Below are 23,234 nucleotides of genomic sequence, written 5' to 3'. Positions count from 1 at the left end.
ACAAAGGTCTAACAGGACTTACGCAAGGGGACTAATTGTAGTGACAATATTCAGATAATGCTGAAACTATACACCATATATAGTGGTACTTCGTAAGTCCTGAGTTAATAAAAATGCCAGAATTAAATTTGGCACACACAAACCTGCAATTAGGGCTAAAACTAGAGACGCTCCAATGAGCGTGCCAACTAATCCTATAATTCTTTTGTGGCAAAACTTTTAAGTTCTTACCTAGAAAAGGTATGCTATACCTTTTATCAACTATTTTTAATAGATAGTGAAAGCTGAAATCCCGTAAATTCGTTATCTAGTTTGTGATAGCAGAGAAGTTGGTACTTAATTGCAGTTACTCTAGTTTTACGCCTTTAAGAATGGCAGAAATATTGAGGCGTTTCGGCTGTCGCCGACATGAAAGGCGGAGCAGGTGAGACAGCTATATCGCCTCAATTAGTAGACGCTATATATAGCGCCCTAGCGTAAATCCTGATTAATTTTGATTAGTGAATTCAAGTCTAAACATCGATCAATTCTAATGTTGCCCAAGTTTGGGGACCAACAATTCCATCCACAGTTAAATCATTGAATTTTTGGAATTTCTTCACAGCTTCTTCTGTTGCTACACCAAATATTCCATCAACTACCAAAGAACCAAATCCAATACCATTTTTAACCGTCTTTGTAGATATTCTACATCTTCTCTAGTGCTACCAAGGGTAAGAGTAGCGCGGACAATTGTATCTACTACTGCCCAAGTTTGGGAACCCACAATTCCATCCGCAGTTAAACCATAGTATTTTTGAAAAGCTATGACAGCTTCCTTTGTAAGATTACCAAATATTCCATCAACTACTAAGCTAGTATCAGCAACAGTGGCATTCAAAACTTTTTGTAAATCTTTCACATCTTCACCAGTGCTACCAAGGGTAAGAGTAGGACGAGTAGTTATTGTTTGAGCTCCAGCAAGCATAATTTTCTCCTTGTTTTTTGAATTGATTCGGACTTACGCATTAACGCTATATATAGCGTATTAATTGGTCATCATTCAAGATAAACTAACTATAATTAGTTTCACTGCCTAAGTCTTACTCTATATTTTTATTATCAGTGCATTCCTGGATGAATAGTAAAAATGTGCATGAGTTATCACAATTAACTTTTTATTGTGGGTGGACGTGCATTTTCTTACACATTGATTAGCAGTTAGGGGTCACATTCTGCCATGACAATAGTTTTGTGAGGATATATGGTTTAATATTTGAACTTTCACCTATTAAATTATAAAGATGAAGAAAATACTATCTGATGAAACTCAAGTTCAGACAGATGGGAATATGGTGCAACAGTCTGAAGAAGTGTCTGGGGAAACGACTCAAGAATCTAGTGGATTTCTCATAGGGATGTTATATCATGTCCGCTGGTATCATTTGTGTAAAAGTTAACGTCAATATCTACAGGAAATTTAAGCTTTTTTCTTGCTCTTAAGCCTTTCTCCCTTGTCCCTATTTCTTCTTGCTTCTTGCTTCTTGCTTCTTCCTTCTTCCTTACCTTTACCTTACAATACCGATCCTACCGGACATGATGTTAGCAGCAGTCGGCGGGGGAGCATTCATATTAGTAGGGGCGATAACCGTGATGGGAAACTGTAGTAAAGCGGGGTAATTAAACTTGGATACTGTTTCATAGTAATGGTTTAGGAAGTGTGGGGAGTTTGGATTTATTACCCTGTTTGGAGTTGCCCTCCGCAATGGTTTATTGTTGCTAGATAACTACAATAACAAGTTTGCTCAAGGAATTCACATTAAGGATGTAATTGTCAAGGGTTCTCTAGATCGAGTGAATCCCATCTTAATGACTGCCCTCACCTCAGCATTAGGAATGTTGCCATTAGCGATCGCCAGTGGTGCTGGAAATGAAATTCTACAACCATTAGCAATTGTAGTTTTGGGTGGTTTGTTTACCTCTACTGCCTTAACTTTGTTGGTTATATCAAATCCGCTTAATTCGGTATAAAAAAATGTTCCATCTTCAGCTATTGCTAAATCTTTCTAGATATCCTCATCTCCCCACACCCCCCACACTCTTTACACCGGTTTTCATATGAATAAACCACAATGATACTAACTCCTAACTCCTGACTCCTGACTCCTGACTCCTGACTCCTAATAATTAGTTTAGTGGTCTACTCAACTGAAAAGCGCTGTAATCTAATTACATCGATGCTACCGGATTTGATATTATTCCTGCACTCTATGCTAGGTTTGGTAAGTGGTTGATGCCGAAAAAAGATATTGCTATGGATAATTGATAATGGATAATTACCTCTGGTTAAAACCTTAAGGGAATTGAATATAAGGAAATATTATTTTTATCCTTGAAAGGGGAAGCTTTTAACCTGAATTATTTAATTAAGCAGTTACACAAAATTAATTATACATTGCCCAAAATTCAAAACCTGACAGTATAAGGATCACAGCGATAGAGAATAGGCAAATAATTCTGTGTAGGTGCTTAATAATTATTAATTATTCGGTAATGCTATTGATGTGCTACAACCGACGATAAAATTATTAAGCAATTTGTCTCCTCAAATTACTATTTACTAAAGGAATAAAAGCAGAAAAATTTATGATAATTCGGATTTGGGTACGAGTCAGGAGGTATAAAAATGTATATTTTATCCTTTCTACACGACAAAAGAAGTAAGGAAAGATACAGGGTTAGGTTTAGCAATTAGTTATTAGCAGGACTTACAAAAATTTTTCTATATGTAGGGGTGATTCGCGAATCACCCCTACCATATATAGAGGTCATGCGTAAGTCCCGATCAAGTTATTGTGGAGCATCATAGGGGACAATTAGAATGTATTTCTACTCTAGGAGAAGCTTCAGAATTTTTGATATTAATTCCTCTTTGAAAAAGATAAAATATTAGAGGAAATTTATTCTAAACCCAGGCCATGAGTTTGAAATTATACTTTATCCGACATGGAGAAACTACATATAGTAAAACAGGAGGTTACTGTGGAATTTTAGACCCAGAATTGACTCCCGAAGGGTTAGAAATGGCAGAACAATTTGCTCAAGCTTATAGTTCATTAAATTGGACTGCTGCCTATGTTAGTCCCATGAAAAGAACAATTGCTACTGCGAAACCTTTATGTGATGCTGTGGCTTTAGAAATGCAGCTAAGGGATGGTTTAAAAGAAATTTATTATGGAAAATGGGAAGGAGAAACCCCAGAAACAGTGAATAGTAACTATCACGATGATTATGTTCGTTGGTTAACAGATCCTGGTTGGAATTCTCCGACAGAAGGAGAAAAAGGTATAGACATTGCTCGTCGCTCTTCTCAGGTAATTCAAGAAATTTATGACAAATATCAAACAGGTAATGTATTAGTAGTATCTCATAAAGCAACTATTAGAATAATGCTTTGTGATTTATTGGGAATTGATATTGGCAGGTATCGCGATCGGATTATGATGTTAGTTGGTGGAGTAAGTATTGTAGAATTTGGTCCTCACGGTCCATTGCTCCATTGTTTATCAGATCGTTGTTATCTAGACGAAAAATTACGGTCTTTAAAGGGTACCTAGTTAGGGAGTAGGGAAGTGTGGGAAGGGTGGGGAGTGTGGGGGGTGTGGAGTTAGTCGAGTAACCAATCATCAGGATAGGTAATCATCGTGACTAATCCACTGAGGACTTGATTGTAAGTTCCATAAAGTTCTCTTGCTTTTTCAACTTCAATGTACTGACATTTGACTGCAAATTTTAACCAAACTTGAGTCTCTGCGGCCTCTGCTTTACAGTCACTTAATTTAGCAACAAAAGCAGCTTTATATCTGCGTTTTCTCCAAGCTTCTGCCGTATTGGCACAGACTGAACGAGAGCTACGACGAATTTGGTCGGTTAAAGAGTATTTTTCTTCCAGTGGGAAGTTTTTAGACTGCTCAAAAATTTCCATTGCTGCTGAGAATGCCAATTGATAAATGGCTAAATCCTCATGGGTTCTAAAATACTTTTTACCTTTTTCTCCCATCTCGAAATTTAATCACAACTTTTTAACTTTTTCCCCTTCATCTTCCCAAACTCCCCAAACTCTCCTCCATTTCCTGTAAAAAAGTAAAATCAAGAAATAGAAATCATTACTAACTATGAAAATTTTAGTTTTAAATGCAGGGTCTAGTTCCCAGAAAAGTTGTTTGTATGAAATTACTACAGAAAACTTACCAGAAAATCCTCCAAAACCTATTTGGGAAGCAGCAATTGACTGGACTGCTAATGATGATTATGGAAGTTTGAAAATAGAAGCAAATGGAGTTGAAAAAGATTTTCAACTTAACCCCGAAAAACGGCTAGAAGGTATCTCTAAAATGTTAGAAACCCTTGGTCAAGGAGAAACAAAAGTTATAGAAAAATTATCTGATATAAATGTAGTTGGTCATCGAGTAGTTAATGGTGGTTCAGATTATTCAGAAGCAACCTTAATAACAGATAAAGTCAAAGCAAAAATTAAAAATCTTATCCCTCTAGCACCTAATCATAATCCTAATCATTTACAAGGAATAGAAGCTATTGAAAAAATCTTAGGAGATGTGCCTCAAATAGCAGTATTTGATACGGCATTTCACAGTCAAATGCCAAAAGAAGCTGCTGTTTATCCGATTCCTTATGAATGGTTTGAAAAAGGAATTAGACGCTACGGATTTCATGGAACAAGTCATAAATATTGTTCTCAAAAAGCAGCAAAAATTTTAGGTAAACCACTAGAATCTTTACGGATAATTACTTGTCATTTAGGTAATGGTGCTTCCTTAACAGCAGTGCGTAATGGAATTAGTATTAATACTACTATGGGATTTACTCCACTAGAAGGATTAATGATGGGAACTCGTAGCGGTTCAATTGACCCAGCAATTCTGATTTATTTGATGCGAGAGCATGGTTTTGATGCCGAAAAATTGAATAAAATTCTTAATAAAGAATCAGGTTTAAAAGGAATTTCTGGAAAATCAGGAGATATGCGTTATATTACTAATGCTATGCAAAAAGGAGATGAACTTGCTCAATTAGCATTTGATATTTATATTCATAAACTCCGTTGTTGCATAGGAGAAATGCTGGGTTCTCTTGGTGGTTTAGATGTCTTAGTATTTACTGCTGGAATAGGAGAACATTCGGCAATTGTCAGAGAAAAAACTTGTGCAGGTTTTGAGTTTTTAGGGTTAAAAATTGATAAGGATAAAAATACTAAACCTACAATGAATACTGATATTTCTGCCCCAGATGCCAAAGTACCAGTTTTGGTAGTACATACAGAAGAAGATTGGGCGATCGCTTGTGAATGTTGGCAGAAAATGAGCCAAACTTAATTGACATTAGGCCAAATGAAACGTAAATTTTGTCCAACTATCTTGAATCCTGACTCCTGGCTCCTGACTCCTGAAAACTTTTGACTTTTGACTGACGCAAAGTGGTGCATTAGTGCAGTAAAATTACGATTATGCAGAATGAAAACCTTAATCTACCAAATATTCAGCCGACGGGAGAAAGTCCTCTAGATTATATAGGAGAAGAAGAACCTCCAAAGCCAGATCCAGAGGAAATGTTACCATTACTGACATCCTCAGAACCTTCTCAACGGATGATGGCCGCGCGAGCCTTCTGTGAACTTCAGGACGAGCGGGCAATATCTCCATTAATTGAACTATTACAGGATGATTGTCCTTTAATACGGGTAAGTGCTGCTTATGCTTTGGGCCGTAATCCTAGTCCAGATGCTGTCGAACCCCTAATTAAACAATTAAATTTGGACTTTAATGGCTATGTTCGTAAAGGAATTGTTTGGGCCTTGGGGAATTGTGGCGATTGCCGTTCTCTAGAACCTTTAGTAGATGTACTGAGAACAGATATCCCAGCAGTGCGTTTATGGGCTGCTAGTTCTTTAGGGCAAATGGCCAAAGTAAGTTATGAGGTGGTAGTAGGAGCGATACCACCATTAATTGAAGGGTTAAGACGAGACTCAATGACTGCAATACGAAGTAACTGTGCATGGGCTATTGGTCAGTTATGTCGAGAATTGCCTTCAAATATTGTTTATGCTGGTGCAATTGATGCTTTGATTGAGTCATTAGAAGAAGATGAAGATATGGGCGTGCGGGAAGATGCGAAATCATCTTTGTTACGAGTGGGAGACCCTAGGGGTTTACAAGTTATTGAAGATTTAGAAATAGAAGGGTTATAAACAAAAATATATAGGGTTTGACATGGTATAGTTTGAAACTTATTTAGGAACTCTATAGATAATGATTTTGGCTAAGTATTTCCCTAAATTAAGTTGCAAATAAAAGTGGTTATTATTAAATCAGGAAGTAAAGAATGGAGTAAAATACCTCTTTTATACATCACTAGAAAATTATATGTGCTATAGTTTTGAAGGGTGTCTAATACTAAATTAATTAATCAAGGATACATATAACTTTAGTTTCAGAAAGTAAATTATCCCTGACGGATTTTTTCTATTATTTATTAATGTATAGCATTATTTTTTAACTTTGTACAATATCTAAAATTCTTAATTATTATATTTATAATTGAAGATATAAGAAAAAATTATAACGATATTTACTTATTTTTCCTGATTAAATATTGCTGAATTTGTAGAATTGTAAAAAATATTTGAGATGCATTGTTTTTATATTCAATCCAGTTATATCTTTACTGTAAAGGTATCCTTAGACTAGAGCAAAAACTTCCCATAAAATATCCTGAGTTATTGTTATTGCATATTGAAATATCTTTTATATTTCCTGAATAGTGAGTATCTAATATAAAATAACTAATGATCCGGATTTAATATTAGCATTAAAAGTATCATATATTTAACGATAAAACTAATTACTTGTTATGGGAAGAATAATTTATTCAATAACTTTGATTTTTCCTAAAAGCCAGATCTAAAATGTTAATACTATAAAATCAGTGGAGAATTATGAGAATACCTCAGCATCAACCTTTTATCAAAACTCATAATAAATCTAGGTTATATATGTCTCCTTTTAAAAAACATCTTGTGCCTAATTTTTTGCTGAAAATTAATCAAGCAAATAAATATAAAACAACTGATCTAGAAAATTTACCAAAAAAATATGCCAGTTCTGGTGAAATAGAAAATTATGCTCAAATACTCACAAATATTGAATTTTTATCAGCTAAAATTAAGCACAAAAAATTCGGAATAGAGAGTTTAATAAAAGACTATAATTTAATTAATGAATTAAAACAATTAGAATCTAGTAATTCACTTCCACAAACAACAAAATCTCTAAAACTAATTAAAGAAAGTTTAGAATTATCAAAATCTATTCTGAAAGAAGATAAAAATCAATTATCAGTACAACTATTTACCAGACTTCTAGAATATAAAAATCTACCTCTTATTCAACAATTACTAGAGCAAATTCAAGCTGTCCAAAATACTCCCTGGTTGTACCCTATGCATCCAAATTTAACTGTACCAAATGCAGTTTTGATAACAAGTATTACTGGGCATGATGACTCAATTAATGCCGTGGCGATCGCTCCTGATAGTAAACAGGTAATATCAGCCTCTTGGGATGCAACATTAAAAATATGGGATTTAGAAAGTGGTAGGGAAATTAGTAAATTAACCGGACACAATTCCTGGGTATATTCAGTAGCAATTACTCCTGATGGCAAAAAGGCAATATCAGGTGCATGGGATAAAACTTTAAAAATATGGGATTTAACTGAAAATACAGAAATTTGTACTCTGAGAAATAATGATGTTATCAATGCAGTAGCAGTTACTCCTGATGGTAAACGGGCAATATCAGCTTCAAAAAATAAAATATTAAAAGTCTGGGATATAGTAAATTATGAGGAAGTTAATGTTTTAACTGGTCATACTGGTGCTGTAATGGCAATAGCAATTACACCTGATGGCAAACAGGCAATATCAAGTTCAGCAGATAAGACACTGAAAGTTTGGGATTTAACTACATACAAGGAAATTATGACTATGAGTGGTCATAAAGCTTCAGTCACAGCAATAGCAGTTACTCCTAATGGCAAACATATAGTATCAGGTTCAGACGATAAGACAATTAAAATTTGGGAATTAACTACAGGTAAAGAACTACAAACGTTAGAAGGACATACAGAATGGGTAAGGGCTGTCGCAATGAGTCCCGATGGCAAATATATAGTATCAGGTTCGTGGGATAAAACCCTAAAAGTTTGGGATTTAGAAAAAAATTCTGAAATTATTACAATTACAGGGCACACAGAATGGGTAAAAGGAGTTGCAATTAGCCCAGACAGTAAACACATAATCTCTGGTGCCTATGATAACACGCTCAAAATTTGGGATTTAGTTGCCTGTACAAAAACTATTAAAATTCCTCGCCATGATTTGGGAGTAAGATCTGTTGCTACAATACCTAATACCACTCAGGTGTTATCAGCTTCAGAGGATAATACGATAAAAGTATGGAACTCTACCACAGGTAACGAAGTTACAAAATTGGTAGGACATACTGAAGGAGTATCAGCAGTAGCGATCGCTCCTGATGGAAGACGAGCGGTATCTGCTTCTGAAGATAATACCCTCAAAGTTTGGGATTTAGAAACAGGTGAGGAACTATTGACTTTAGTAGGTCACGATTTCTGGGTAAATGCAGTTGCTATTACTCCAGAAGGTAAATGTGTTATCTCAGGTTCTAGCGATCATACTGTTAAAATTTGGAATCTAGCTACTGGGACTGAGATTACTACTTTAAAAGGACATACTGATGGCATTTGGTCAGTGGCAGTTACTCCTGATGGTAAAAAACTCATATCTGCTTCCTGGGATGAAACTTTGAAAGTCTGGGATCTAGCTAGTGGAGCTGAAATTAGAACTTTATGGGGGCATACTGATGGTATTTGGTCAGTGACAGTTACTCCTGATAGCAAAAAAGTGATATCTGCTGCTTGGGATGATACAATCAGAATCTGGGATTTAGCTAGTGGGAAAGAATTACGAAAATTATCAGGTCATACTAATACAATTAGGTCAGTAGCAGTGACTCCAGATTCTAAGCGAATAGTATCAGCAGGAGCTGATAATAAGGTAAAGGTTTGGGATATGGAGGAGGGAAAAGAATTGATCAGCTTTTCTGGAGAGAATAGTTTCTATTGTTGTACTGTTGGTGAAGATGGGAAAACAGTGGTGGCAGGTGATAGTGAGGGAATCATGCACTTTTTGCAAATGGCAGGTTAGTTGGGAATTGAGAATTTTAAGAATTGAGAATTATGAGGAATTGAGAATTGAGAATTAATTTTCGGCGTTGCTGACTAGTCATAATTTTTAGATTAAGTATCAATGAAAAACATAAGTTTTCCGATTTTACTTTCAGCTACTAAGCATTACATTTCAGCAACGCCTAATTTTGAGATTTAGTATTTTTAATGATTGCATGAAGAATAGAAATTATATCATGTCCGGTTGAATAGTTAGAATTAAAGTTCGTAGTAGGGCTTCAGCCCGATATATACTTAGGGCTGAAGCCCTACTACAAACAAAAACTTTTTTATCACTGATTATCCGGACATGATATTAATTGGTAATTATTCCTTTAATAAAAGAAGTAATCTTTGTTCTAGTTCTTTTTCTGTTGCAATTAATATTTTTAACCAGTAATTGGCCTCTCTAGCTTCCTTGAGAGAAATATTCATTTTATGGATAAAATCGGCTTTACCGAAATATTGTGGTTTAAAGCCTCCCCTTTTAAGGGGATAATAAATAAAAATTTTCCTGTTCGTCAATCCTCTTATTTTCAATGAGAGGTAATTCTAAATTCTTAATTCTAAATTCTTAATTCTTGAATGTCTGCGTTTTGTGCTTCCCCAATATTCGCGCCTATACTTGTCCCAGAGCGTATTAATTGTTTACTCAAATCATATCCTGTCCCACCATTTTCTCTCAAAAACTTGTAAAGCTTTACTATTCTTATGGTAGAATTTAGAGTCCTATCCTGTATATCTTTTTTTGCCATAGCCATATTAGGTTCTATTTATTCTAAATTCTGAATAATTATTCTAAATTCTAAATTATAAATTCTGATAATGAAAGTTTCCTCTCAATTTCTTACTCCCCAAAGTTTTCTAGAACGCAGTGTAGCAGCATTTCGTGACAAAGATGCCATAGTTTACCGCTCATCTCGATGGACTTATGAGCAGTTTGCCGCTAGAGTGAATCAACTAGCAAACGCCTTAAAAAATTGGGGGTTACAAAAAGGCGATCGCGTAGCTTTCCTTTGCCCGAATATTCCACCTATGCTAGAAGCACATTTTGGCGTTCCCCTAGCAGGAGGAGTTTTAGTCGCTATTAATATTCGGTTAGCTGCTAAGGATATTTCTTATATCCTGAATAACTGTGGAGCACGTCTATTATTTGTCGATACAGAATTATCTCACCTAGTAGCATCAGTGAGGGATGATTTGGAAAGTGTAGAAGAAATTATCAATATAGTAGATACTGAAATAGAAACAACAGGAGAAAAATTACCAGGCACAGATTATGAAACTTTTTTAAGTACAGGTACATCAGACGCTATACCTTCCTCCCTCGCAGACGAAAACGAACCAATTTCTATCAACTATACCAGTGGCACCAGCGGTCAACCAAAGGGCGTAGTTTATACCCACCGTGGTGCTTATCTCAATGCTTTAGGGGAAGCCTTGGAATTAGGCATGAATAATAACAGTATCTATTTGTGGACTTTACCCATGTTTCACTGCAACGGTTGGTGTTTTACCTGGGGAGTTGTTGCTGTAGGTGGTACTCATATCTGTATGCGTAAATTTTTCCCTAACACAGTAGTCTCATTAATTATGGATGAAGGAGTGACTCACTTCTGCGGTTCCCCCACAATATTAATTGCCCTCGCTAACGACCGCGCCATCAAAAAATTACAGCTTTCCCACCCCCTGGGAGTTGCTACTGCTGGTGCCCCACCTTCTCCCACTATTATTCAGACAATGGAAGAATTGGGAGTAGATATTACTCATGTTTATGGTTTAACGGAAACCTACGGACCTCATAGCGTCTGTGAATGGCAAGCACCTTGGGATGATTTACCAATGGGGGAAAAGGCAAAATTGAAAGCTAGACAGGGAGTACCTTATATTCATGCTGCTCAAATGCGTGTAGTAGACAAAGATATGCAGGATATACCTGCTGATGGTGAAACTATGGGAGAAGTGGTGATGCGTGGCAATAATGTCATGCAGGGATATTTTAACGATCCAGAGGCTACTGAGTGGGCGTTTCGCGGTGGTTGGTTTCATAGTGGAGATTTGGCGGTGATGTATCCTGATGGTTATATGGAATTACGCGATCGCGCTAAGGATATTATTATTAGTAGTGGTACGAATATTTCGACTATTGAGGTTGAAAGAGCAATTTACAAACATCCAGCAGTTTTGGAAGTGGCAGTTATTGCTATCCCGGATGAAAAACGAGGCGAGGTGGCAAAAGCGTTTGTGACTTTGAAACCAGATGAAACTGTGACAACATCAGAAATTATTGATTTTTGTCGGCAGAATTTAGCACAGTTTAAGGTGCCGAAAGCAGTTGAGTTTATAGAGTTGCCTAAAACTGCTACGGGTAAGGTGCAGAAATATTTATTGCGGGAGAAAGAATGGGTTGGTTATGAAAAAAGGATTCATTAGAATGCAGAATTTAGAATTCAGAATGCAGAATTTAGAATGCAGAATTTAGAATTCAGACTTTATAATCTAGAGTTAGTAAATTCTGCATTCTTTTAATCTTGAGCTTTTGTATTTTTAATGATTGCATGAAGAATAGAAATTAATTGATTAGATTCATTTAATAAAGGAAGTAATCTTTGTTCTAGTTCTTTTTCTGTTGCAATTAATATTTTTAACCAGTAATTAGTCTCTCTAGCTTCCTTGAAAGAAATATTCATTTTATGGATAAAATCGGCTTTACTTTCTGCGTCCTGTGCTTCCTCAATATTCGCGCCTATGCTTGTCCCAGAGCGTATTAATTGTTTACTCAAATCATATCCTGTCCCACCATTTTCTCTCAAAAACTTGCAAAGCTTTACTATTCTTATGCTAAAATTCAGACTCCTATCTTGTATATCTTTTTTTACCATATTAGGTTCTATTTATTCTGAATTCTGAATTCTAAATTCCTTGTATATCTTTTTTTACCATGTTTGGTTATTGTAAATTTTCAATTCTAAATTCTGAATTCTCAATTCTCAATTCTCAATTCTACCAAGGACTACCGACCATTGTAAATCCTGCCCAATAATAAGGATGGGAAAATTTCTGATTTTGAATATTTGCCAATTCTGCTGGTAAAGACATTTCTCTACCACTTACTGAACCCCTTAAAATACCTTTTTCTATTACAACTTTACCCTTCAACATTGCTAATTGTGCTTCTCTTAATGCTTCGGCTTTAATATTAAGATTACCTAGATGAGAGTAAAATTCTGTCATTAATCCTAATGTCGCCTCATCATTCACTAACCATAAACTACCCACAGCAGATTTGACTCCCGTTGCTATTGCTAATCCGGCAAAACCTAACTCAGAATTTTTATCTCCCACTGCTGTACGACAAGCAGACAATACTAATAGTTCAACTTCAGGATTATTCCATCCTAATTCCCCTATTTGATGCAATTGTAATTTCTCATTCCATAGTTGAATATAAGATTGACTAACATCTCCACTTATAAATTCAGCATGAGTAGCTAAGTGAATAATAGAATATGGATAATTTTGATGTTGATAAATCAGATTTTGGCGGGTAAATTCTTCATTTAGGAAACTATTACCTTGCCATAATTTTTGTGTAATTGTTGTTAATTCTACTGATACTGCTGGTAGGGGTGGTTGCTCAGAAAATTTACTAGCTCCCATTGCTAAAACTTGAGTATTTTTTAAGGAATTATAATTATGATTAATTAAGCTGAAACTGGGAATTAAACTGAAATTATATTTCTCAATTAAAAATTGTTCTCCATCGTGTAATGCTGCCAAAGGTAAGAGACGAAAACCACTATCAATACTAAATAATAATGTATCAATATTAGCTTTTTCTAGTGCTGTAGCAATTGGAGCAATTAACCAGTTATATAATTTTTGAGCTAATGGTAAATAACTGGTGGTGTTAAGATTCCTAAAGTCAGTAATTTCTCCACTAAACATCATAGCAGTATTTCTTAGTTGTTCCCTGTTTACTCCAGGAACAGTTTTGAGAATAGGTTGACCTTTTTGGGTTAATAAGATAATTTGTAATTGGTCTTGGTAAACAAGAATATAGATAACTGCTGATTTTTTTCCTGTCTGACGGTGCATATCTACTAAAATATCTTGGATATTTTGAGGATTGACTAATTTCCCTTGAAAATCTTCCCCAAAATAATCGGAATATTCTTGGATAAGATTTTTTTCTAACATTGTTACTACTTGCTCTGAAGCTTTATCCAAGGTAATATTTGAAGTAAAATCAGCAGTATTAGAGTTTGATAAAGTCTTTGATTTATCTTGAGGTGATGGGAAATATATTTCTAAAGGTAGCTGATTCGCAGTATAATTTTTATGATTTTTAATTGTTAAAACCTCTTCCTCTCCCCTACTTTTTTCCTGATTATCACCAGATAATGAAATGCCAAATTCTAGGTTTGTATCTAAATAGTTAGTAGCTGGTGAAAATTGTGATTTATATTCATTTATTTTATTTATAGATGATATATTTGTTGTTGGAAAACTCCACATTAACGATAAAAAATAATTTAGTAAAACTAAGGGTAAAAACAACTTTTGCCAACTGCAATAATTTAGAGTTTTAATTAATTTGAACTGACCTTGATACAGTCTCAATAAATCTGCTTGTGTCATTGGTCTTGATTGAGTAAAATATTTGTACTTGTAGTGGCTGCTCTGCAATGAGTTTTGAACCACATTGCCTTTGTAGAGCCTTTCACAGCCACTGTCACAATCTGATCGGAAAACTGATCGGATCGGAGCTTGACAAAATCAACATTATGAAGTAATAACCTAGGAAAGTTACGACCTAGGAGGCTTTTCATGTGCGTAGCAAACTGATAACTGATAACTAATAACTGAAATGACCAGACGGCAGAATACCTTGAAGGCTTCTGAGTCCGAATGCCAACAAATAAAACAACGAATTCAAGAACTTAATTGGAGAAGGGGAGAAAATAGTCAAGCACTGGTAGAGGCGAGTAAAAATTTAATATTTGACACAATTATTACGGGTTATGAAATTACTCTGGAAAAACTAGAAGAATTAATTGATGAAGAAGGGGTTTATATTCCTAAAACTCAGAAATATGAATATCGCAAATTTAAACAGAAAATCAAAAAATCAGCTAATCAAATAATTAGCAGTTTTCAATTAGAAGAGTTAATTGAATCAGATATTATTTTGGCTAAAAATATTTCTTATCGGACTTGGAGTAATTTCCAAAAAGGAATTCCAATTGATAAATCTGCTTTTGTGGCTTATTGGAAAGCTTTAGGTTTTGAAACAGAAATTATTCAAGAATTAGGTACTAAAAAAAATTCCTCAGATTTCCATAACCGTTCTACTCTGTTATATCGGATATTACTAAGTGTAAATCATCGGCCTCAAATCAATATTTTCCAAAATTTAGCCAAACATAAACGGCGAGTAGGCGGATTTTTAATCCAAGGAAATTGCCACTATTGTCGAGCTTGGTTAATGCGTAGAATTGAAATAGAAATTATTAAATATGGAGCAGCAGAAGTTAAAAAGTTAAGTTTTGACCTAGCTTCTGATTTGACAGAATTTTCTATTCCGACTATCTGGATGAAACTGGGAGCAGAGTTACAGTTAACAAGTGCAGATTTTATCCAAAAAAAGCATATTATTTTAGTATTCAAAAATGTAGAAACTTTAGACAAAAATCGTTTAGAAGAATTATTAGAACAATTTTGGTTTCCTTTAGTTAAACAAATACCAGCAGGTAAAAACTTTTTGATTATGTTTTTAGAAGACTGTGGCGGTCAAAATAATTGGCGAGACTGTACAGAAATATTTCCACAAGTCATTAAAATGCCAATTGCAGAATCCATATCTGAAACTGATATTCGAGAAGCTATTAATCAAGTAGAGATAATTTTACAGATGCAGTTACCATCAATAAATGATGCCATTAAAGATTTATTGACATATAGTAAAAATGGCAAATCTCGCCTAGTCCTAGAATATATGTACAAACTTTTTCAATGTCAATTTAGTCGGGAAACAAGATGGCAAACTTACCCCTAAAATATGAAGGAAACATCCAACCACCGACGAGTGAGTGGAATGATTTAGTACAACAAAATTTACATCCCTACTATCCAGATGACTTTTTAAAGGAAGCAGTTAATTTATCAATTAGATTAAATCGTCCCCTATTATTAGAAGGAGAACCAGGTTGTGGTAAAAGTCGTCTTGCATATTCCATTATTTATGAATTTAGCCAAAAATATCCCGATATAAATTGGAAATTTCGCCTCTGGAATGTTCAGTCAATTAGTAAAGCACAGGACGGTTTTTATTCTTATGATTATATCGGACGTTTACAAGCAGCACAGTTAGCAAAGTTGGGGATAAAAAATCAGGAAACTGACCCTACTAATCTAATTAAATATCTAGAATTAGGACCTTTAGGTTATGCTTTTCAAGAAAAAAAATATCGGACTGTAGTCTTAATTGACGAAATTGATAAAGCAGATACAGATTTTCCAAATGATTTATTATTAGCACTAGAAGAACAACGATTTGAAATTAAAGATTTACGTCCCCGGCGTTGGTTAAGAGCTAACCCAAATGCTCCACCAATTGTAATTATTACGAGTAACCAAGAAAAAACTTTACCGAATGCTTTTCTCCGTAGATGTTTGTATCATTACATTGAATTTCCTAGTCAAGAACAACTCATAAAAATCATTAATGCTAGGTTTCAAAATCCTGCTAGCGAAATTGTGGAAAAAGCAATTGATAGATTTTTAGAATTGCGAGAAATGATGGAAGATGAACGAGGAGAAACTGGGAAAAAAGTAAGTACCAGCGAACTAATAGATTGGTTTGCTATATTGAATGAGTACCCTCCAGAAGAAATACTAGAAAGATTAGAAATAGAATTACCTTTTGCCAGTACATTATTAAAAAGTCGTAGCGATCGCGAAGATTTTTTAGAATAAATAATTAAGTTAATTGGAAGAATTAGAAATGCCAAGATTAAGCTAAATTAATTAGCTATATTTTATATTGTCTCCAGATCATCAGCAATAAATTTTTTTTTGTTTGTAGTAGGGCTTTAGCCCCATCTACAGTTCGGGCTAAAGCCCTACTACAAGCTTTAATTATAACTATTAATTTATACTTATACAAAGTCTAAGAAAAACCTCCCCCTTTGTGTTATGAAAAATCCCCCATTAATCAATTTATTCTGGCGACTGCGAGAAGCTGGAATGAAACTCGGTATTTCACAATACGAGTTAGCAACTCAAGCTTTATTAGAATCGATTGAAATGGGGTTGGATATTTCCGATAAACAAGCTATTGCCAGACTTTATCGCACAATTTGGGCAAAATCTCGTGAGGAACAAAAATTATTTGATAATTGTTTAAATGAATTATTGTCTCAGCAGAAAAATCTCTTTTCAGAGTTTCATCAATTTATCGAAACAGCAACTAATAATTCTATTTCTAAATCTGAAGTAACTGCAGCAGAAGAGGAAATAGTAGAAAGGTCATCTACTTCTAATTCAGAAATTCCACCAGAATCTACTTTTGAACCAGAGAATTTTTCAGAAAGTTTACCTCAACAAATTCCTGAATCTGAAACTTTTCCAGAAAGTTTACCTCAACAAATTCCTGAATCTAAAACTTTTCCAGAAATTTTACTACCACCTACTTTTAATAATCCTCAAGTTGCCACTGCTATTCCTAAAACTCCTAAAAATGGAGATTATTTTCCTGTTAGTCTTGCCCAAATACAGCAAGCAAAGCGTTTATTATTTCAACCTCAATTAACAGATTTTTCTCACAATATGAATCTACAAGCTACCGTTCAACAGGTAGCTAAACAAGGTTTTTTTGTACAACCTATCTATAAGTATGATCAGGGAAAACACAGAAAAATTATCTTATTAATTGACCAGTCTGAGTCAATGATGCCTTTTAATCCTTTCTGTCGTCAAATAATTAATTATTGGCAGGATGTCGATCTTTATTACTTCGATAATGTGCCAAAAATAAGGGTTTATGCTGACTCAAATTTTTCAGAAAAAAAATCTTTGAAAACTCTTTTAGCGGGATTGGTTAAAGAAGAAATTTTAGTTTTAATTTTGAGTGATGGGGGTGCTGCGAGGGGTAGGTTTGTTTCAGAAAGGGTTGACAAAACTGAGAATTTTATCAAGTTTCTCTCCCGAAAAGTGGAAAGGGTGGCATGGTTAAATCCTTTGCCTCGCGAAAAGTGGCGTGGAACTTCAGCACAGGAAATTTCTGCTATTGGGGATGAGAATTTCAATCTGAAACCGTTCGGTCTAAGTTCTCAAGAATTTAAGGCGATGTGTCAGTGGTTAATTTCTGGGAAGTTGGGGAGAAATTTGCCTGTTGTGAAAACTGATGTTGAGGAGGTAGAAATTATCAATGAAAATCTCGATCAAATTGCTGCTTTTACTGAATATTTCGGTGAACCTCATTTAATATTTGCCCAACACGCTGCTTTTCCTTTGGCATTAACTCCTGACCTTTTATATCGTTTATGGCAACGGTTTTTTGCTAGGGAGCGCAATTTTAATATTCCTTGGTATGCGGTGGCAGATATTTTGTTGTCGAGTTTTTGTCATCCTGTGGATAGGGAACTGTATGAAATGGATCGAGGTATTCGGAATCAGTTATTACAACTTTGTACTGAAAGGTTTGGAGAGTCTCGACTAGAGGAATTATCTCGATTTTTGGTCAGTTATATTGATTCTCAAGTTAATCGTGGGGAGTTTGTTTCTAGTATTTGGCAGGGGCAAAGATGGACTGCTTTGGCTTATACTCGCCCGGAATTGGCTGCCCGTCAGTTAGCTGAATCTTTACAGGAAGCTTATGGGCGGGATGATAAAGCAGAGTTGGTGAGGTTGTCGTCTTTGATGGAAACTTTGGCAGAACCTTTGAGGGAGTATGAACCTTTGTTAGTGATGTTGGGGCAGGGGTATGGTGGTTATGCGCGGGGCGATCTTGCTGGAGTTGAGAATGTGAGGAGGGAGTTGGGAAGGAGTCAAGTAGATGTAGAGGGTGTGTTATTGAGGGTTCCTGTTGCGTTGCCTTTGCAGACTTTTTCCTTTGAGGTGCTGACAGTTAATAGGAGAGGTGAGGAAATTAATCGTGTTTGGAAGGAGGCTAAATTTTTTACTGAAGATTTGGGTGATGGTGTGATTGTAGAAATGGTATCTATTCCTGGAGGTACTTTTTTGATGGGTTCGCCGGAGGATGAAACAGGAAGATTTGATACAGAAGGTCCCCAACATCAAGTTAGTCTGGAACCATTTTATATGAGTAAATATCCTATTACTCAAGAACAATATCAAGCTATTATGAGTAAAAATCCCTCTCACTTTAAAGGAGGAAACCGCCCAGTAGAAAAAGTGACATGGTACAACGCCACAGAGTTTTGTCAACAGCTATCTCAGAAAACCAGGAAAAACTACAGACTACCTAGTGAGAGTCAGTGGGAATATGCTTGTCGCGCAGGTACAACTACACCTTTCTATTTTGGGAAAGCTATTACTACTAACTTAGTTAACTATCATGGCAACAAACGTTATCCCAATGCTCCTAAAGGTATATATCGAAAAAATACAACTGATGTGGGAAGTTTTCCTCCCAATGGTTTTGGCTTATATGATATGCACGGAAATGTGTGGGAATGGTGTGCAGATGAATGGCATGAGAATTATGAAAACGCTCCTACTGATGGCAAACCTTGGCTAAATGGTGATGATAGTCGTTCACCGCGGCGAGGCGGTTCCTGGCTCGACATTCCATATAACTGCCGTTCTGCGTATCGTACTTTCTTGAATTGGCGCAATATGGACGATGACTTTATTAGTTTTCGTATTGTGTGCGATGACGGGAGAACTTTTTCTAATCAGGATAAATCTACTCCTAATATTCAACCGAAGCAACAACAAATTATTTTACCTAGCACTAAACCAGAAGCTATTATTACTCCGCAACCAAAATTATCTCTGAAAACTTTTTCATTCGAGGTTATTACAGTTAATAGAAGAGGTGAAGAAATTAACCGCGTTCCCAAACAAGCTCAATATTTTACAGAAGATTTGGGTAATGGTGTGATTTTGGAAATGGTCGCTATTCCCAGTGGAACATTTACAATGGGGGCACCAGAATCTGAGGAAGGAAGTAATAATAGAGAAAGACCCCAACATAATGTAAATATTTCTGAGTTTGTGATGGGACGTTACCCTATTACTCAAGCTCAATGGAAAGCGATCGCCTCTCGAATAGACCTTAAAGTAAATCTAGATTTAAAACCAGACCCCTCTCGTTTTAAAAAGCCATACCAAGGTATAGATAGATGGCAAAGACCAGTAGAGCAGGTAAATTGGTATGAGGCGGTAGAATTTTGTGAAAGACTCTCGAAACTAACCCGAAAGAATTATAGACTGCCAAGTGAAGCAGAATGGGAATATGCTTGCCGGGCAGGAACGACAACTCCTTTTCACTTTGGAGCAACTATTACAACAGATTTAGCTAATTATCGAGGTACAGACAATAAAGGTTCTTATGGTGAAAAGCTTAAAGGAGAATATCGGGGTCAAAGCACACCTGTCGGCTATTTTGATGTCGTCAACTCTTTTGGACTGAGTGATATGCACGGAAACATTTGGGAATGGTGTACAGATGAATGGCATGGTAATTATGACAATGCTCCTACTGATGGCAAAGCTTGGCTAAATGGTGATGATAGTCGTTCACCACTCCGAGGCGGTTCCTTGCTCTACGTTGCGTATCACTGCCGTTCTGCGTATCGCTTCAAATACGACAATTGGCGCAACCTCATCAGTATCGGTGTTGGTTTTCGTGTAGTGTCTGACTTCACAAAAAGTATTTCTAATCAGAGTGACTCTGCTCCTAATATTCAACAGACACAAAAAGCAATTATTCTACCAAGTAGTAAACCAGAACCTCCTGTTACTCCGCAACCAAAATTACCTCTGAAAACTTTTTCATTCGAGGTTATCACAGTTAATAAGAGAGGCGAAGAAATTAACCGCATTCCCAAACAAGCTGAATATTTTACAGAAGATTTGGGTAACAGCGTAATATTGGAAATGGTAGCTATTCCTGGTGGAACGTTTACAATGGGGGCACCAGAATCTGAGGAAGGAAGTAATAGTAGAGAAAGACCACAACATAATGTAAATATTTCTAAGTTTCTGATAGGACGTTACCCTGTTACTCAAGCTCAATGGAAAGCGATCGTCTCTCGAACAGAGTTAAAAGTAAGACGAAATTTAAAACCAGACCCCTCTAAATTTAAAGAAGCATACCAAGAACAAAGACCTGTAGAACGGGTTAATTGGTATGAGGCGGTAGAATTCTGTGAACGACTCTCAAAATTAACTGGAAGGAGTTATAGACTGCCAAGTGAAGCAGAATGGGAATATGCTTGTCGTGCAGGTACAACAACACCCTTTTGCTTTGGAGAAACCATTACAAGAGAATTAGCTAATTATAGCTCTTGGGGAGGCCAAACAACTTTTGTTGGAAAATATCCCCCCAATGCTTTTGGGCTATATGATATGCACGGCAACGTCTGGGAATGGTGTGCGGATGACTGGCATGATAACTATGAAAATGCTCCAACTGATGGAAGTGCTTGGCTTTATAGAAATGAAAACTCTAACAAATTTTTAGGAATAATTCCAGTAAGAGGGAATATTTTCAATCAAAATAATGAAAAAAAATTGTATGCAATGCTGCGAGGCGGTTGCTGGCACGACTATCCTAATAACTGCCGTTCTGCTGTTCGCGATAGCTACAGGTACAGTATGCGCGATGGGTATACCAGCGCTATTGGTTTTCGGGTTGTTTGTATTTCTGTTGAACCTCTAACCTTACAGGATAAGTCTACTCCTAATATTCAACCAAAACAACAACCAATTATTTTACCTAGCACTCAACCAGAATCTATTATTACTCCGCAGCCAAAATTACCTCTGAAAACTTTTTCATTCGAGGTTATCACAGTTAATAGAAGAGGCGAAGAAATTAACCGCGTTCCCAAACAAGCTCAATATTTTACAGAAAATTTGGGTAATGGTGTGATATTGGAAATGGTGGCTATTCCTGGTGGTACTTTTTTGATGGGTTCGCCGGAAAATGAAGAACGAAAATTTAAGACAGAAAGTCCTCAACATCAAGTTAATCTCCAACCTTTTTATATGAGCAAATATCCCATTACTCAAGAACAATATCTTGCTGTTATGAGTAAAAATCCCTCTAATTTTAAAGGAAGAAATCTCCCTGTAGAAACTGTAACATGGTATAATGCCACAGAATTTTGCCAAAAGCTATCCCAGAAAACTACTAAAATCTATCAACTACCAAGTGAGAGTCAGTGGGAATACGCCTGTCGAGCAGGAACAACCACACCATTTTATTTTGGAGAAACTATTACTACTGACTTAGTGAACTATGATGGCAATTCTACTTACGCTGATGCACCGAAAGGAAAATATCGTCAAAAAACAACCGATGTGGGAAGTTTTCCTCCCAATGCTTTTGGTTTATATGATATGCACGGTAATGTATGGGAATGGTGTCAGGATATTTGGCATGAAAGTTATGAAGGTGGGCCTAATGATGGCAGTGCTTGGGAGGATAGGGATACAGATATTTCTCCAGTTAGGGGAGGTTCTTGGCACGATAGTCCTGATTTCTGCCGTTCTGCTGTTCGCGTCAGTTACTTTGGGCGCGTCTTCCGTTATGATTACTTTGGTTTCCGTATTGTCTGTAATTCTGTTATTCCTAATAAACAGGACGGCGATCGTCAGCATAATCAAGATAAAGTTTAATAGACAATTATTAAGGGAATTGTTACAAAAAAATAGTTTTATATTAATTCCACTTCAATAGTTGTTATTGTGACAGTCGGGAAGCAATATCAATCTTAAGGATTTATTTATTTTTTCATAATATATACCAATTTTTTTAAGATTTGGTTTAATTATGTAAAATTCTGCCATTATGGCAACAGTATTATGGCTAGGCTGATAAATTAGAAAAATAGTCAATATAATTTCTTTGGAATTGCTCTTAGTTAACATTTTAGAGCCACGCCAGAGCAAATAATAATTGGTCTTTCCTGGGTAAATATTATCAACATTGCTTAATTCTTTTTTGAGGATTAAGCAGTTTTTCCTGGCGACAAAAACCCTATATTTTTTTCAAATACATCTGCCAATTTGGCAACCATTACTGAATTATTTTGCTTATATTAAAAGAGTCAAACAAAACAATATTGTTTGAGAAAAACATAAGGAGAAAACAAATGATTATTTCCGAATTAAACTATTTAGAATCTGCTGAAGCTGAAGTTGTTGGTGGTGAAGGAATCAATATTAATAGCAATTTCTATTTGAATAAAGATGTTTACGCTAACGTTTACGTTAACGAAGACTTTTATAAGGATTTCTACACAAATACTAGCGGTTTAGAAGGTAGCGTTGCTGAAGTTCTAGGTACTGCTGATGCTAAAGGTAAAGACACCTTCAGCAGCATCATCTTTGGTGTTCAAACTGAGCCTGGTAAGTCTGAATCGTTTGTGAATGCTACTGCTGCAACTGCCCCTTATTATTATTGGTAAGTTTCTTCAGTACTAGTGGGCAATAAGCATTGATATCACCTCTTATTTTTCAGAAAGTGATAAGTAAAGTTCCTCTAGTTCCCTATAGTGGAACTAGGAACTTAATCATTTTAGGAGCATAGTCGAGAGCAGAGCCTAATTCCTAAGTAATAATATTAATATTGCTTAATTCTTTTTGAAGGATTAAGCAGCTTTTTATGACTACAAAAACTCTATATTTTTTTCAAATACATCTGCCAATTTGGCAACCATTACTGAATTATTTTG

17 protein-coding genes and 1 pseudogene are annotated in these 23,234 nt (G+C 35.7%); 11 read left to right on the top strand and 7 right to left on the bottom strand.

Features of this window, described 5'->3' with window-relative positions:
- Positions 1-512 precede the first annotated feature (512 nt).
- Both ACP6PL_RS07440 and ACP6PL_RS07435 read right to left on the bottom strand, forming a co-directional pair.
- Positions 513-644 (bottom strand): peptidoglycan-binding domain-containing protein, encoded by a 132-nt coding sequence (locus tag ACP6PL_RS07440; protein ID WP_426544114.1) that lies wholly within the window; start codon positions 642-644, stop codon positions 513-515.
- On the bottom strand, positions 638-967 hold the full coding sequence (locus ACP6PL_RS07435) for a peptidoglycan-binding domain-containing protein (protein WP_426544112.1): 330 nt from the start codon (positions 965-967) through the stop codon (positions 638-640). Before ACP6PL_RS07435 ends, ACP6PL_RS07440 begins: the two co-directional genes overlap by 7 nt.
- A gap of 316 nt (positions 968-1,283) precedes the next feature.
- On the opposite strand from ACP6PL_RS07435, the gene ACP6PL_RS07430 reads away from it, so the two are divergent.
- The 3 genes and pseudogenes from ACP6PL_RS07430 (at position 1,284) to ACP6PL_RS07420 (ending at position 3,596) form a co-directional block, all read left to right on the top strand.
- Positions 1,284-1,439 carry a hypothetical protein gene (locus ACP6PL_RS07430; RefSeq protein ID WP_426544110.1) on the top strand — a complete coding sequence of 52 codons (156 nt, stop codon included), beginning with the start codon at positions 1,284-1,286 and terminating at the stop codon, positions 1,437-1,439.
- Between the two features lie 271 nt (positions 1,440-1,710).
- Positions 1,711-2,010, top strand: a pseudogene (locus ACP6PL_RS07425) (efflux RND transporter permease subunit); the annotation flags it as partial.
- 947 nt (positions 2,011-2,957) lie between these two features.
- Entirely contained in the window at positions 2,958-3,596 is a 639-nt protein-coding gene (locus ACP6PL_RS07420) for a histidine phosphatase family protein (protein WP_426544108.1), read from the top strand.
- 50 nt (positions 3,597-3,646) lie between these two features.
- Here the strand turns inward: ACP6PL_RS07420 and ACP6PL_RS07415 are convergent, their stop codons facing one another.
- Positions 3,647-4,039 (bottom strand): four helix bundle protein, encoded by a 393-nt coding sequence (locus ACP6PL_RS07415; RefSeq protein WP_426544106.1) that lies wholly within the window; start codon positions 4,037-4,039, stop codon positions 3,647-3,649.
- A gap of 115 nt (positions 4,040-4,154) precedes the next feature.
- On the opposite strand from ACP6PL_RS07415, the gene ACP6PL_RS07410 reads away from it, so the two are divergent.
- From ACP6PL_RS07410 to ACP6PL_RS07400, 3 genes are all read left to right on the top strand, one after another.
- The gene (locus ACP6PL_RS07410) at positions 4,155-5,372 is read left to right on the top strand and encodes an acetate kinase (protein ID WP_426544104.1); all 1,218 of its coding nucleotides are present in this window, start codon (positions 4,155-4,157) and stop codon (positions 5,370-5,372) included.
- 131 nt (positions 5,373-5,503) lie between these two features.
- On the top strand, positions 5,504-6,244 hold the full coding sequence (locus ACP6PL_RS07405; protein WP_426544102.1) for a HEAT repeat domain-containing protein: 741 nt from the start codon (positions 5,504-5,506) through the stop codon (positions 6,242-6,244).
- Between the two features lie 747 nt (positions 6,245-6,991).
- Positions 6,992-9,283: a WD40 repeat domain-containing protein gene (locus ACP6PL_RS07400; protein ID WP_426544100.1), complete on the top strand. Its 2,292-nt coding sequence runs from the start codon at positions 6,992-6,994 to the stop codon at positions 9,281-9,283.
- Positions 9,284-9,630: 347 nt separating this feature from the next.
- On the opposite strand, the gene ACP6PL_RS07395 is transcribed toward ACP6PL_RS07400, so the two are convergent.
- Positions 9,631-9,828, bottom strand: a complete 198-nt coding sequence (locus ACP6PL_RS07395) for a four helix bundle protein (protein ID WP_426544098.1) — start codon at positions 9,826-9,828, stop codon at positions 9,631-9,633.
- A 41-nt stretch (positions 9,829-9,869) separates the two neighbouring features.
- Complete coding sequence (locus ACP6PL_RS07390) at positions 9,870-10,064, bottom strand: four helix bundle protein (protein ID WP_426544096.1); 195 nt, start codon at positions 10,062-10,064, stop codon at positions 9,870-9,872.
- Between the two features lie 64 nt (positions 10,065-10,128).
- Here ACP6PL_RS07390 and ACP6PL_RS07385 point away from each other — a divergent pair, with 64 nt between their 5' ends.
- Positions 10,129-11,736, top strand: coding sequence for an acyl--CoA ligase family protein (locus tag ACP6PL_RS07385; RefSeq protein WP_426544094.1), 1,608 nt, complete (start codon positions 10,129-10,131; stop codon positions 11,734-11,736).
- Between the two features lie 92 nt (positions 11,737-11,828).
- On the opposite strand, the gene ACP6PL_RS07380 is transcribed toward ACP6PL_RS07385, so the two are convergent.
- Positions 11,829-12,185, bottom strand: a complete 357-nt coding sequence (locus tag ACP6PL_RS07380) for a four helix bundle protein (RefSeq protein WP_426544092.1) — start codon at positions 12,183-12,185, stop codon at positions 11,829-11,831.
- A gap of 121 nt (positions 12,186-12,306) precedes the next feature.
- A complete protein-coding gene (locus ACP6PL_RS07375) occupies positions 12,307-13,944 on the bottom strand; it encodes a CHAT domain-containing protein (RefSeq protein ID WP_426544090.1) in 1,638 nt (545 codons plus the stop codon).
- A gap of 229 nt (positions 13,945-14,173) precedes the next feature.
- On the opposite strand from ACP6PL_RS07375, the gene ACP6PL_RS07370 reads away from it, so the two are divergent.
- From ACP6PL_RS07370 to ACP6PL_RS07355, 4 genes are all read left to right on the top strand, one after another.
- Positions 14,174-15,361 (top strand): hypothetical protein, encoded by a 1,188-nt coding sequence (locus ACP6PL_RS07370; protein ID WP_426544088.1) that lies wholly within the window; start codon positions 14,174-14,176, stop codon positions 15,359-15,361.
- Positions 15,343-16,281 (top strand): AAA family ATPase, encoded by a 939-nt coding sequence (locus ACP6PL_RS07365; RefSeq protein ID WP_426544086.1) that lies wholly within the window; start codon positions 15,343-15,345, stop codon positions 16,279-16,281. The genes ACP6PL_RS07370 and ACP6PL_RS07365 overlap by 19 nt, the downstream gene beginning before the upstream one ends.
- 219 nt (positions 16,282-16,500) lie before the next feature.
- Entirely contained in the window at positions 16,501-22,176 is a 5,676-nt protein-coding gene (locus ACP6PL_RS07360; protein ID WP_426544084.1) for a formylglycine-generating enzyme family protein, read from the top strand.
- 476 nt (positions 22,177-22,652) lie between these two features.
- A complete protein-coding gene (locus ACP6PL_RS07355; protein WP_426544082.1) occupies positions 22,653-22,967 on the top strand; it encodes a hypothetical protein in 315 nt (104 codons plus the stop codon).
- The last annotated feature ends 267 nt before the right edge of the window (positions 22,968-23,234 follow it).

The sequence above is a fragment of the Dapis purpurea BLCC-M126 genome (genome assembly GCF_050015975.1).
In the GTDB taxonomy this organism is placed as follows: domain Bacteria; phylum Cyanobacteriota; class Cyanobacteriia; order Cyanobacteriales; family Microcoleaceae; genus Trichodesmium.
This window is presented reverse-complemented; position numbering and strand designations above follow the sequence as displayed.